This is a genomic window from Desertibaculum subflavum (assembly GCA_003576705.1).
Lineage (GTDB): Bacteria > Pseudomonadota > Alphaproteobacteria > Ferrovibrionales > Ferrovibrionaceae > Desertibaculum > Desertibaculum subflavum.
In genome coordinates this window covers 82,927-95,078 of the sequence record QOZS01000002.1, presented here as the reverse complement: position 1 = coordinate 95,078, position 12,152 = coordinate 82,927, and the positions used below count along the sequence as shown (strand labels likewise).

14 protein-coding genes are annotated in these 12,152 nt (G+C 67.7%); 4 read left to right on the top strand and 10 right to left on the bottom strand.

The features are described from left to right. Positions 1 to 5 precede the first annotated feature (5 nt). Together DT074_RS01745 and DT074_RS27880 are read left to right on the top strand one after the other, a co-directional pair. Entirely contained in the window at positions 6 to 938 is a 933-nt protein-coding gene (locus DT074_RS01745) for an NAD-dependent epimerase/dehydratase family protein (protein WP_119418075.1), read from the top strand. Between the two features lie 15 nt (positions 939 to 953). Beyond that, complete coding sequence (locus DT074_RS27880; protein WP_162914551.1) at positions 954 to 1,118, top strand: hypothetical protein; 165 nt, start codon at positions 954 to 956, stop codon at positions 1,116 to 1,118. Positions 1,119 to 1,290: 172 nt separating this feature from the next. Here DT074_RS27880 and DT074_RS01740 read toward each other — a convergent pair whose 3' ends face one another. The 4 genes from DT074_RS01740 to DT074_RS01725 form a co-directional block, all read right to left on the bottom strand. Then, positions 1,291 to 1,647: an addiction module antidote protein gene (locus DT074_RS01740; RefSeq protein WP_119418074.1), complete on the bottom strand. Its 357-nt coding sequence runs from the start codon at positions 1,645 to 1,647 to the stop codon at positions 1,291 to 1,293. 5 nt (positions 1,648 to 1,652) lie between these two features. Beyond that, complete coding sequence (locus DT074_RS01735) at positions 1,653 to 1,949, bottom strand: type II toxin-antitoxin system RelE/ParE family toxin (protein WP_119418073.1); 297 nt, start codon at positions 1,947 to 1,949, stop codon at positions 1,653 to 1,655. 138 nt (positions 1,950 to 2,087) lie between these two features. After that, a complete protein-coding gene (locus DT074_RS01730) occupies positions 2,088 to 2,558 on the bottom strand; it encodes a HEPN domain-containing protein (RefSeq protein WP_119418072.1) in 471 nt (156 codons plus the stop codon). A 7-nt stretch (positions 2,559 to 2,565) separates the two neighbouring features. After that, a complete protein-coding gene (locus DT074_RS01725; protein WP_119418071.1) occupies positions 2,566 to 3,198 on the bottom strand; it encodes a glutathione S-transferase family protein in 633 nt (210 codons plus the stop codon). 311 nt (positions 3,199 to 3,509) lie between these two features. Here DT074_RS01725 and DT074_RS01720 point away from each other — a divergent pair, with 311 nt between their 5' ends. Further along, positions 3,510 to 4,784: an acyl-CoA dehydrogenase family protein gene (locus DT074_RS01720; RefSeq protein WP_119418070.1), complete on the top strand. Its 1,275-nt coding sequence runs from the start codon at positions 3,510 to 3,512 to the stop codon at positions 4,782 to 4,784. Between the two features lie 127 nt (positions 4,785 to 4,911). On the opposite strand, the gene DT074_RS01715 is transcribed toward DT074_RS01720, so the two are convergent. After that, a complete protein-coding gene (locus DT074_RS01715; RefSeq protein WP_438503659.1) occupies positions 4,912 to 6,438 on the bottom strand; it encodes a malonate--CoA ligase in 1,527 nt (508 codons plus the stop codon). Between the two features lie 118 nt (positions 6,439 to 6,556). Between DT074_RS01715 and DT074_RS01710 the strand changes: the two genes are divergently transcribed. Continuing rightward, a complete protein-coding gene (locus DT074_RS01710; RefSeq protein ID WP_119418069.1) occupies positions 6,557 to 6,877 on the top strand; it encodes an NIPSNAP family protein in 321 nt (106 codons plus the stop codon). Between the two features lie 7 nt (positions 6,878 to 6,884). On the opposite strand, the gene DT074_RS01705 is transcribed toward DT074_RS01710, so the two are convergent. The 5 genes from DT074_RS01705 to DT074_RS01685 all read right to left on the bottom strand — a co-directional run bounded on the left by DT074_RS01705 (position 6,885) and on the right by DT074_RS01685 (position 12,138). Beyond that, the gene (locus DT074_RS01705; RefSeq protein WP_119418068.1) at positions 6,885 to 8,072 is read right to left on the bottom strand and encodes a GGDEF domain-containing protein; all 1,188 of its coding nucleotides are present in this window, start codon (positions 8,070 to 8,072) and stop codon (positions 6,885 to 6,887) included. 142 nt (positions 8,073 to 8,214) lie between these two features. Then, positions 8,215 to 8,616, bottom strand: coding sequence for a VOC family protein (locus DT074_RS01700; protein WP_119418067.1), 402 nt, complete (start codon positions 8,614 to 8,616; stop codon positions 8,215 to 8,217). 30 nt (positions 8,617 to 8,646) lie between these two features. Beyond that, positions 8,647 to 9,846: an acyl-CoA dehydrogenase family protein gene (locus tag DT074_RS01695; protein WP_162914550.1), complete on the bottom strand. Its 1,200-nt coding sequence runs from the start codon at positions 9,844 to 9,846 to the stop codon at positions 8,647 to 8,649. A gap of 91 nt (positions 9,847 to 9,937) precedes the next feature. Further along, complete coding sequence (locus tag DT074_RS01690) at positions 9,938 to 10,483, bottom strand: hypothetical protein (protein WP_119418065.1); 546 nt, start codon at positions 10,481 to 10,483, stop codon at positions 9,938 to 9,940. 170 nt (positions 10,484 to 10,653) lie between these two features. Then, entirely contained in the window at positions 10,654 to 12,138 is a 1,485-nt protein-coding gene (locus DT074_RS01685) for a M81 family metallopeptidase (protein WP_119418064.1), read from the bottom strand. Between the last annotated feature and the right edge of the window lie 14 nt (positions 12,139 to 12,152).

Genomic DNA, 12,152 nt, shown 5'->3' with positions numbered 1-12,152 from the left:
TCTGAATGGCGACGTACTTAGTGACCGGCGGCTGTGGCTTCATCGGCTCGCACCTGGCCGACGCGCTGGTGGCGGCCGGGCACAAGGTGCGCATCGTCGACGACCTGTCGACGGGGAAGCGCGAGAACGCGCCGGCGGGCGCCGAGATCATCGTCGGCGACATCGCCGATGCGAGCCTGATGGCCAGGGCGATGGCCGGCATCGACGGCTGCTTCCACCTCGCCGCCATCGCCTCCGTCCAGCGCGGCAACGAGGACTGGCTCGGCACCCACCGCGCCAACCTGACCGGCGCGATCACCGCCTTCGACCTCGCGCGCAGCTGCAACAGCCAAGGCCCGGTGCCGGTGGTCTATGCCTCCTCCGCCGCGGTCTATGGCGACAACCCGGCGCTGCCACTGAAGGAGACCTCCGCCACGCAGCCGCTCTCGGCCTATGGCGCCGACAAGCTCGGCTGCGAGCTGCATGCCCGCGTCGCCTGGGTGGTGCACAAGGTGCCGTCCACGGGCTTCCGCTTCTTCAACATCTACGGGCCGCGGCAGGACCCGAAATCGCCCTATTCCGGCGTGATCGCCATCTTCGCCGACCGGGTGAAGGCGGGCGAGCCGATCACCATCAACGGCGATGGCGGCCAGTATCGCGACTTCGTCTATGTCGCCGACGTGGTGCGCCACCTGGTGGCGGCGATGGCGGGGATGGAGCAGGGCGCGCGCGTGTTCAACATCTGCACCGGCCGCGCCACCACGGTGCTGGAGCTGGCGCAGACGATCGCCCGCATCGCCGGCCGCAACGACCCGAAAATCGTGCACGGGCCCGCCCGCGCGGGCGACATCCGCGAGAGCCTGGGCGACCCCGCCGCCGCCAAGGCCGCCTTCGGCTTCACTGCCGACACGCTGATCGCCGATGGCCTCAAGCCGACGCTCGGCTTCGGCCGGGGGTGAGGCGGCCTCAAGCCTGTGGCGGCCAGCCAGCGCCAGTTCGAACCAGTTTTGGCCAGTTTCGCGCCGGTGGCTGCCCAGTTTGAGCCAGTTTTTGCCAGTTTCAGCCAGTTCTGGCCTGGTTCGGGGATCGCGCTGGGTACTCAAGCCTTTGATTTGACTGGCCTTGGCTTCCCGAAGTGATCCCCGGGATCACCTGGGCCACGCGAACGCCGCGCCCGTGGCCTGTGCCGCGAGCTGATTGGACCGATCTTCACACGTTCAAAGAGCAGAGCCGCACGCCGCCGCTTACGGCAGGCGCACTTTCCGGCGTGAACTTTAGCAGAATTCTTTCTAAAAGGGAAGTCGCCGATTGTCAGGCCGCCGCAAAGGTCAGCTTGAGGCCCAGCGCCCGCGCCACCTTCAGAACCGTCGCGAGGCTCGGATTGCCGCCCGGCCCGAACGCCTTGTAGAGACCCTCCCGGGTCAGGCCGGTATCGCGCGCGAGCTGCGCCATGTTGCGCGCACGCGCGACATGGCCGAGCGCGCCGGTGATCGCCGCGGGGTCGTCGCCCGCCTCCGCCACGACGGCCCGCATGAAGGCGAGGATGTCCGCCTCGCTCTCCAGCTTCTCCGCGATGTCGAAGCGGCGGAACGTGATCTTCCCCACCTTGCGCTGCTTCGCCGCGGCCTGCTTTGCGCTGGTCTTCCCTGCCCGGGTCTTCACTGGCATGGCACCTAATCCTTCCATTCGGCCGCGACCCGCTTCGCCCTGGCGATGTCGCGCGCCTGGCTCGACTTGTCGCCGCCGGCCAGCAGCAGCACGATTGTCGCGCCGCGCCGGGCGAAATAGACGCGGTAGCCGGGGCCGAAGGCGATGCGCAGCTCGGAGACGCCGCCGCCGACCGGCTTCGCATCGCCGAACTGCCCCGCCTCGACGCGCGCTAGCCGGGCCAGGATGACGGCGCGCCCTTGCCGATCGCGCAACCCGTCGAGCCAGCGGGTGAACAGGTTGCTGGCGATGAGCTCGAGCATGGTGTGAACTATGGTTATCGTCTGCTTGTGTGTCAACTATGGTTCACACGGAGGTGGCGCCGAGCGCACCTAATCAAGAGGCAAGACCTGACCATGGAGCCCCGTCTGCCGGTGCAGTGGTGGCAATCATTCGGAGATTCATTGGGCAAGGCCAATAGGGGTGAGAGGGCGGATCTTGTGGCCTTGCTCCACGAGGAGCCTCGCAACGGATTCATGAAAGCTCCTACACGTGCGGTTCAACGCCTCAAGAGCAGGACGTCGGAAATAGCCGGTTCTGAGATAGCGGAGCGTCACGGGGCCCATCTGTGCGATTAATTCAATGACGGCCGAATCCTCGTCCTGAAATTCGAGACCGTCCTCGCGCGCCGCGTCAGCCAGCTTGACGACGTTATGGCCGTACTTGTCACGCAGCTCCTTCACCGATAGCCCAGCGGCGCGGAGGAAGGCTTTCAGGTACAGCTCGACTGCGTGGCAATAGAGAAATGTTACTGGTTCATCGGAGTGCGTAGCACTGACGTCGGCCTTCTTGAGAGCGACGGCCGATTGCCAATAGCTGTGGGCGAAATTGAAAAGACCGAACGCAGTGGTTCGGTCGTCTTCGTCGCTCATAGAATCACTACCGCCCAAGCTCATAAGGCCCGCCCTTGTCCAGCGCCCGCTGATAGGCCGGCCGTGCCTTCAGCCGTTCGTGCAAGGCGGTGAGGCGCGGGTACGCCGCCAGGCCGCCGCGCTGGGCGCCGGCGTCGAGCACGAAGGAGAGCTGGATGTCGGCGGCGGTGAACCGGTTGCCGACGAAGTAGTCCTGGGTGCCGAGCGCGCCTTCCATGTAGTCGAAATGGTTCTTGAGCTCGCTGTCGATGCGGGGCGCGAGCGGCGCGCCGGCCTCGCCGAGGCGGCCGACATAGAGCTTGAGCATCAAGGGTAGCATTGCCGAGCCCTCGGCGAAGTGCAGCCAGTGATTCCAGGCGCACCACTCGGCCGAGCTCGGGTCGATCGGTGGCGCGAGCTTGCCCGCCTTGTCGTACTTCCGGACCAGGTACTCGACGATGGCGCCGCTCTCCGCCACCACCTGGCCGTCGTCGCGGATCACCGGGGACTTGCCGAGCGGATGGATCGCCTTGAGCGCGGCCGGCGCGAGGCGGGTCGGCTCGCGCTGATAGGGCACGATCCTGTACTCGACGCCGAGCTCCTCCAGCAGCCACAGGATGCGCTGGGAGCGCGAGTTGTTGAGGTGGTGGATCTCGATCATCGGGGGCTCCGCTCTTTCGGTCCGTGGGAGCATACAGCAGTGGGAGAGCGCGGCGATTGACGAGCGGGTGAGCCGGCCAGAAAGCCCTCTCTGCCCCACAGGGGCGGAGAGGGTTGGGAGAGGTGGGGCGCGCCGCTTCTCGGCAAGAACCGTTTGTGCGCAACGCATCCGCGCTCGCGCACATCCGGGAGACGCATCCTCCCCACCTCACCCAACCCTCTCCCCCCTCTTCGAGGGCGGAGAGGGCTTTCTTGGCGTTGCTCCGGCGCGCCCCGCCGCTAAGCTGGCGGCAGAAATCAGGAGGAAACCGAATGCGCGTGCCCGCCATTGCCCGGCAGACGAACTACAATCTCAATCCCGGCGACGAGCTGAACGATCTCCGCATGTCGGACCAGGCGCGGCCGCTCTACGACCGGGTCCGCAAGTTCATCAAGGAGACGGTCGACCCGATGGCGGCGGAGTTCGTCCGCCTCGGCGCCGACAAGAAGGATCGCTGGGGCTACGCGCCGGGCCAGCTCGAGGTGCTGCAGAAGGCCAAGGACAAGGCGAAAGCCGAAGGGCTCTGGAACTTCTTCCTGCCCGATGCCGAGACCGGCGAGGGCCTGAAGAACCTCGACTATGCCTATATCGCGGTCGAGCTCGGCAAGAGCCCGATGGCCTCCGAGACGATGAACTGCGCCGCGCCCGATACCGGCAACATGGAGGTGCTGGAGCGCGTCGGCACCAAGGCGCAGAAGGAGAAGTGGCTGAAGCCGCTGCTCGCCGGCGAGATCCGCTCGGCCTATGCGATGACCGAGCCGGATGTCGCCTCGTCGGACGCGAAGAACATCTCGACCACCGCGAAGCTGGTCGGCGACGACTACGTGATCAACGGCGAGAAATACTACATCTCCGGCGCCGGCGATCCGCGCTGCAAGATCATGATCGTCATGGTCAAGACCAACCCCGACGCGCCGCCGAGCAAGCAGCAATCGCAGATCCTGGTGCCGACCGATACCAAGGGCGTGCAGATCCTGGGGCCCATGCATGTCTTCGGCCACGACCACGCGCCGCGCGGCCACATGCATATCCGCTTCGACAACGTGCGGGTGCCGAAGGAGAACATGCTGCTGGGCGAGGGGCGCGGCTTCGAGATTTCACAGGTCCGGCTCGGGCCGGGGCGCATCCATCACTGCATGCGCACCATCGGCAAGGCGGAGAAGGCGCTCGACATGATGGTGGCGCGCGGCCTGAACCGGCAGGCCTTCGGCAAGCAAATCGCCTATCTCGGCGGCAACCTGCAGATCATCGCCCAGGCGCGCTGCGAGATCGAGGCGATGCGGCTGATGGTGCTGAAGGCGGCCAAGGCGATGGACGTGCTCGGCAACAAGGAAGCGCGCGTCTGGGTCAGCATGGTGAAGGCGATGGTGCCGGAGCGCGCGGCCCGGATCATCGACCAGGCGATCCAGATGCACGGCGCCACCGGCATCTCCAACTGGACCCCGCTCGCCGAGCTCTATACCGACGTGCGGCATTTGCGCTTCGCCGACGGCCCGGACGAGGTGCACTGGATGGTCGTCGGCCGGCACGAGCTGACGATGAATTGAGGGCTGGACTCCTCCCTCGCCGAAGGCGGGGGAGGCTGGGTGGGGGTTTTCTTTTTTTGAGATCGCGGCGCGGCCGCAAACCCCACCCCGGCCCTCCCCGCCTGTAGGCGGGGAGGGGGAGGATCGCTCACCCGTACAGATCCTTGAACTGGTCCCTGAGCAGGTTCTTCTGCACCTTGCCCATGGTGTTGCGCGGCAGGTCGTCGAGGAAGAGGACGCGTTTCGGCAGCTTGAACTTGGCGAGGCGAGCCTCCAGCGTCTTCAGGATCTCGGCCTCGTCGAGCCTGGCGCCCTTCTCCGGCACGATCACCGCGGTGACGCCTTCGCCGAAATCCCGGTGCGCCACGCCGATCACGGCGGACTCGACCACGCCGGGCAGCGCGTCGAGCTCGCTCTCCACTTCCTTCGGATAGACGTTGAAGCCGCCGGTGATGATCAGGTCCTTGCCGCGGCCGACGATGTGGACATAGCCGCGCGCATCCACCTTGCCGAGATCGCCGGTGATGAAGAAGCCGTCCGCGCGGAACTCCGCCTTGGTCTTTTCCGGCATGCGCCAATAGCCGCCGAACACGTTGCGGCCCTTCACCTCGATCATGCCGATCTGGTCGGTGCCGAGGATCTTCCCCGTTTCCGGATCGGTGACGCGGAGCGCGACGCCCGGCAGCGGGAAGCCCACCGTGCCCGGCACGCGGTCGCCGTCATAGGGGTTCGAGGTGTTCATGTTGGTCTCGGTCATGCCGTAGCGCTCGAGGATGGCGTGACCGGTGCGGGCGCTCCATTCCCGGTGCGTCTCGGCGAGCAGCGGCGCCGAGCCGGAGATGAAGAGGCGCATATGCGCCGTCGCTTCTCTCGTCAGGCCGGGATGCTGCAGCAGGCGGGTGTAGAAGGTCGGCACCCCCATCATCGCGGTGGCGCGCGGCATCACCTTCAGGATCAGATCGGGATCGAGCTTGCTCAAGAAGATCAGCTGGCCGCCGGCGAGCAGCGTGACGTTGGTCGCCACGAACAGGCCGTGGGTGTGGAAGATCGGCAGCGCGTGGATCAGCACGTCGTGCTCGGTGAAGCGCCAGTAATCCACCAGCATGCGCGAGTTGGAATAGAGGTTGTCGTGGGAGAGCATGGCGCCCTTGGAGCGCCCGGTGGTGCCGGAGGTGTAGAGGATGGCGGCGAGGTCGTCCTTCGCCCGCGCGACGTCCTCGAACTCGGCGGGCTTCCCCTTGGCGGCCTGGAGCAGCGAGCCGTCGGCCGCTGTGCCGAGCGTCGCCACCTTGGGCACGCCGACCTTGGCGGCGAGCGCCTGCATGGCCGCTTCCGCATCCGGGCGCACCACGACGAGATGCGGCTCGGCGTCGCCGAGGAAGTATTCGAGCTCGGCCAGCGTGTAGGCGGTGTTGAGCGGCAGGAACACGGCGCCGGCGCGCAGGCAGGCGAGATAGAGCGCGATGGCGTCCGGCGACTTCTCCACCTGCACGGCGACGCGATCGCCGACCTTGACGCCATAGCCCTTGAGCGCATGGGCAAGCCGCGCCGTTTCGGCATAGAGGTCGCCATAGGACCACTTGCGGCCCTCCGGCGTCTCCAGGAACGGCTTGCTCGGGTCGGGATTGGCGGCGCGGATCAGGGCAAACAGGTTCTCGGAAGGCATCAGTTCCAGCTCGGTCAAGGCGGTGGTCGCCGCATCATAGGCCAAGCGGCGGGGCGGGGGACAAGACGGCCGCTTTACCGCCGCCATGCGCTGCGCGATGCTCTGAGATCAACCGAGGGAGGACAGCATGGCCGTCTACGAGATGCGCACCTACAACGTGCAGGTCGGCAAGATGCCGGAGGCGATCGGGCACTACCAGAAGCTCGGCTGGCCGGCTCTGGAGAAGCACGCCAAGGGCCACCTGGTCGGTTACTTCGTCAGCGATACCGGCCCGCTGCACCAGCTGGTGCATCTCTGGAAGTTCGAGGACGACAACGACCGCCGCGCGTTCTGGAAGCGGCTGTTCGCCGACGAGGCGTTCCAGGAATTCGCGAAGAACTTCCGTCCGCTGGTGCAGAACCAGAACGTGCAGCTGTTGCTCGCAGCACCCTGGGGCCCGCACCCCTGAGCTGGCGTCAGGCGGCGAGCGCGAGGGGAGTCGACACCATCACGCGGTCGCGCCCGGCCGCCTTGGCCTCGAACAGCGCCGCGTCGGCGCGTTCGAGCACGAGGTCGAGGTCGTCGATGCCGGGCCCCACCACCGTCACGCCGAGGCTGATCGTGACCTTGATCGGCCCGGCCGAGGTGGCGACGGGCAGCTCCGCCGTCTCGTGGCGCAGGCGCTCGGCGATCACCAGCGCGTCGAGCCCGAGCGTGTCGGGCAGGAGCGCGACGAATTCCTCGCCGCCGATGCGGCAGAGCAGGTCGATATCGCGGAGCATCATCGTCCAGCGCTGCACCAGGTCGCGCAGCACCTCGTCGCCGATGCTGTGGCCATAGGTGTCGTTGACCTGCTTGAAATGGTCGATGTCGAGCATCAGGAGCGCGGTGGAGCCGCGCAGCCGGCTCTGCCGCGCCACTTCGAGCGCGAAGCGCTCCTGCAGCACGCGGCGGTTCTTGGCGCCGGTCAGGGGATCGGTGGTGGCGAGCCGGTGCAGCTCCTGCTGGGCCGCGAACAGGTTCTCCCGGTCCACGCTGTGCAGGCGCATCAGCAGCAGCGCCAGCAGCGCCGCGGCGCCGTGCAGCATGGCGATGCTGATGGCGCGGTCCGGCGCGGGCAGGCCCGGCGCGGGTATGGCGGCGAGATGCAGCGCGAGCACCGTCAGGTTGGGAATGGCGGCGACCGCGAGCGTCAGCGGCGCGGCGAAGCGGTCGTAGGGGCCGATGATCGCGACCGACATGACGACCAGAACGATCGACCCGTTCAGCATCGGATAGCCGTCCTGCAGCAGCAGGGCGATGGCGACCAGCAGGGCGGCGGCGAGCAAGGTGCCGGCGGCATAGAGGCAGGCGATGCATTGCCAGGCCAGCCGGATGAGGCTCGGCAGCACGGCGAGGGCGGCGAAGGCCGCGCCAGCGGCCAGCCGGATCGGCAGGGTGGTCTCGGCGCCGACCGGATCCAGCTTCCGATCCCAGTACCAGAACAGCACGAACATCGCCGCCGCCGCGATCATGACGATGCGCAGCGGCAGCCGCGCCCGGTTCCAGGCGGCCCGGCGGAACATTGCCGCCATCGCCGCGGCATCCTGCCCTTTGTCGAACGTGCTGCTGCGGACGCCGAGCCGTTCGAGCAGTTCGTTCCACTGTGGACTGGGCGGCGTCATCCAATCGTCCGGGCGATACGCGTGACTGGCGGCGGCGCAAGCGGGCGCGGCCGCCGACGATCCGGAACGCTATGCCACAGGCATTAATCCCCGATTGACGGGCGGGCCGGGAATTTGCCGCCGGATGCGAGGCTGGGCGGTGCTACTTCGGCGGGAAGTTCAGCTCCACGCCGACGCCGTCGGGATCATAGAGGAAGATCTGGGCGGCCCCGGTGCGCGGCACCACCTGCTCGCGATACTTGACGCCGTGCCGGTCGATGCGGCTGCGGACCGCTTCGATATCCGTCGCGGCGAAGGCGATGTGGTCGAACCGGCCGGTATTCTCGAACTTCATCTCCGGCGGGCGGATGGTGATGCCGGGCCGCGGCTGGCGCGGGCCGATCAGGTGCACGGTGGCGACCCCGCCGGAATAGAGCCAATAGCCGGGGAAGCCGAGCGGCGGCCGGTCCCCGACTTCGAGGCCGAGCACGTCGCAGTAGAAATCCTTGGTCTTCTCCAGATCGGTCGGCTCGATCGTGTAGTGCTGAAGCTGATGCAGCGGCATCGTGGTCTCCCCGGGGCAGTCTCTGGTTCGTCAGACGAAGGTGAGGTCGGGCTCGGCGCCGAGCAGGAAGGCGCCGACGGTCTCGAAATTGGCGCGGCGCGCCTGGACCTGCTGGGTCACCGTGTGCATGTCGCGGAACCGGCGCTCCATCGGATGCGTGGCGAAGATCGCGGTGGCGCCGGCGGCGTGATAGGCGAAGTCGACGGCTTGGCGGGCCTGGTGGATCGCATGGGTGGCGGCGAGCCGGATGGTCATGCGCTGGTCCAGGGTGAATTCGCCGCTCGCGGTGACCTCGCGCCAGATCCGCTCCAGCTCGAACAGCAGGTGTCGCCTTGCCGCCTGCACGCCGGCCTCGGCCTGGGCGAGGTCGGATTGCACCGCGTGATTGTCGCGCAGGGCGTGGCGCACGCCGCGCGGCACCTTGCGGCCGAGGCCGAGGAAGCTGTCGAGCACGCTGCGGGCCAGCCCAAGCGCGACGCCGGCGAAGCCGACCGGGAAGAGCGCGAGCGTGGTCATGCGGTAGAGCGGGCCGGTCTCGCGCCGGTCCGGGGCATGATCGCGGCGGACCGAATATCCCGCCGGCACGAAGCGGTCGCTCACGGCATAGGCGTCGCTCGCCGTGCCGCGCAGGCCCATCACCGACCAGATATCGGTCCAATCGACGCTGTCGGCCCGCATCAGCAGGGTCCGCTCGGTCGGCTTGCCGTTCGGCTCGACCAGGGCCGTGCCGTCGGCGGCGTAGAGCAGGCAATGCGCGCCGACCCAGCTGGCATGCCGGCCGCCGGACAGGAAGCTCCAGCTGCCGGTGACGCGGAAGCCGCCCTCGACCATGACCGCGCGCGGCGGCCTGGTGGGTGGGCCCCAGGCCAGCACTGCATCGGCCGGTCCGAACATCTCGCGCGCGATCGCGGGATCGAGATAGGGCGCGGCCATGGCGCAGCCGGCGGCCTGGGAGAGGCACCAGGCGGTCGAGGCATCGGCCTTGGCGACGGCCTCGATCGCGTGGAAGAAGGTGAGCGGATCGGTCTCCAGGCCGCCCAGGCTGGCGGGCAGCAGCAGGCGGAACAGCCGCGCGGCGTGCAGCTCCGCCAGGAGCTCCGGCGGCAGCCGCCGCTCGGCCTCGATGCGGTCGGCCAGCTCGGCGATGCGCGGCGCCAGGCGTTCGGCCGCCGCGACCGGATCGGCCGCGCCGGGCTGTACGTCAGGGCGTTGCAGGGACCTTACCGCCAAGACCGCTCCTCCCCTGGGCGCCGGCAAGTCGTCGGTCCAGCCTAGAGGCTGATCGGGCCGCCGTCGAACCCCGAACGGCCGCCGCGGTGCCCTACTCGGCCTGGCGCTCGGCCTCGTCGGCCCGCATGGCGTCGCGCGTCCCGGTGGCCTGCTGCGCCCTGGCGGAGAGATATTGGTACAGGCCGAGCGCCACCACGATGGCGACGACGGCGCCGAACATCATCACCGGGTAGACCAGCTCGTGATGCGTCTCGCCCTTCGAGGTCTCGAAGATCAGGATCACGGCTTCGAGGCTGACCACGATGGTGATGATGGTGAGGAACTTGGTCAGCGCGCCGCGCGCCTCGGCCGGCGAGCGCAACTCGCGCTCGCGCAGCACTTCCTCCTCCAGCAGGTATTTCGAGACGTCGACGATGGCGAGCCCGAGAACCGTCATGCCGACGGCGTCGAGCAGGATGAAGGTGGTGGCGCGCTCCGCTTCGAAGCTGGAGAGCGCGCCCCACAGGCTGATGCCGATCAGGGCGAGCGCCACCGCCAGCAAGGCGAAGGCGATCACCATGTAAATCGCCTTGCCGAGCCAGATGGTGGCCGTTTGGATTCCGTCGTGCTGCGTAGCCGGCGGGTGAGGTTTCGCCATGACGGCGAAACGCGCTTCTACGGCCAAGGTTCCCCCTGATGCCGTTCCAAACATTTCACCACGGAGGACGCGGAGGACACGGAGGCACGCAGAGAGAAAGGCGATCCGCCTTCGGCGGAAAAGAAAAATCTCCGTGTGCCTCCGTGTCCTCCGTGGTGAGAATCTGGTGCTTAGGGCGTGTTGAGGCGGTCGAGCGGGTAGATCGGGCGGCGCACCTGCTGGAAGTCCAGCACGCTGTAATCGGAGGTGCAGACGCCGGTGCCGGCGCATTCGATGGTGCCCTTGATGATCGGCGCGAAACCGGCCCGCCAGTGCACGCGGCTCTTCAGCATCAGGTAGCGCTTGGCCGTCGGGTCGATGCCGAGCGAGTAGAAGCAGTTGAGGTCGTTCGGCTCCTGGTGGCGCGAGATCACCACGATTTCGACCTTGCCGGTATCCAGCACGACGGTCGGCCCCATATCCATCAGCACGCCCTTGGAGGCGGGGCCGCGATTTCTGTACTGGCCGTCGGAGATCAGCTTCACGCGGCCCGAGACGGTGAGCGGCTCGCCCTTCATCTTGATCGAGGGCATGTCGAGCTTGCCGCCGAGCGGGAGCGTCACCTCGGCGCCGATGCCGGCCTGCATCATCTGCTGCACCGCCGCCGGATCGTGCACCGCGAAGGCGGCGACATTCTCCAGGCCGGATTCCAGGATGGCGCCCAGCACCGTCATCGTGTCCATGGTGCCGCCGGAGGCGGAATTGTCGTAGTGGTCGAGCAGCGCGACCGGGCCGCCGCCCATCTGCTTCGCCCGCGCCATGCTCTCAGCCAACGGTTCGATCTTGTAGACGAAGGCCTCGCGATTGGCCCAGGCCTGGTCGAGCAGCTCGTCGCGCCACTTCTCCGCCTTCTCCAGGTCACCGTTCGTCACCATGACGACGGAGAGCCCGGCCAGCTTGATATCGGCATGCGGGAAGCCGACGAAGAGTGTGGCGGCGAGCGCGCCCTGGCGCTCCATCTCGGCGCAGCGGAGCTGCAGCGCCTTGTTTGGCTCGTCGAGCGAGGATTGCCGCATCACATGCGGCAGCATCGGCCGGTTGCCCCAGACCATGACCGGCTTCGCCTTGCCCTTCAGCATGGCGAAGATCGGCTTGCCGGCGCGCATGCCGGTCTCGTAATTGTCGATATGCGGATAGGTCTGGTAGCCGGCGATGACGTTACAGTTCTCGACCATGGCCGGATAGAGGTTGGTGTGCATGTCGAGCGCCACGCCGATCGGCACATCGGGTGCGATGGCGCGGACGCGGCGCAGCAACTCGCCTTCGCCGTCCTCGCGGCTCTCGGTCACCATGGCGCCGTGCAGGTCGAGCAGGATGGCGTCGCAGCCTTTTTTCACCGCGTCGCAGATCTTGCCCGCCATGTACTCGAAGGCGGCATCCTCGACCGGGCCGCTCGGCCAGGCCGAGGCGGCGATGGGGAGCGAGATCTCGGCGCCCTCCGCCTCGCAGAGGTCGATCAGCGCGCCGAGGCCGGAGCCGGTGCCCTTATAGGCCTGGTAGGCACTCTTGCCCTCCGGCGGGTTGCCGCGGCCGCGGGCGAAGCGGGCGAGCGGCGTCGGCACCGGCGAGAAGGTGTTGGTCTCGTGCTTCATCTCCGCGATCACGACCCGGTACATTGGCGCGCCCCTCC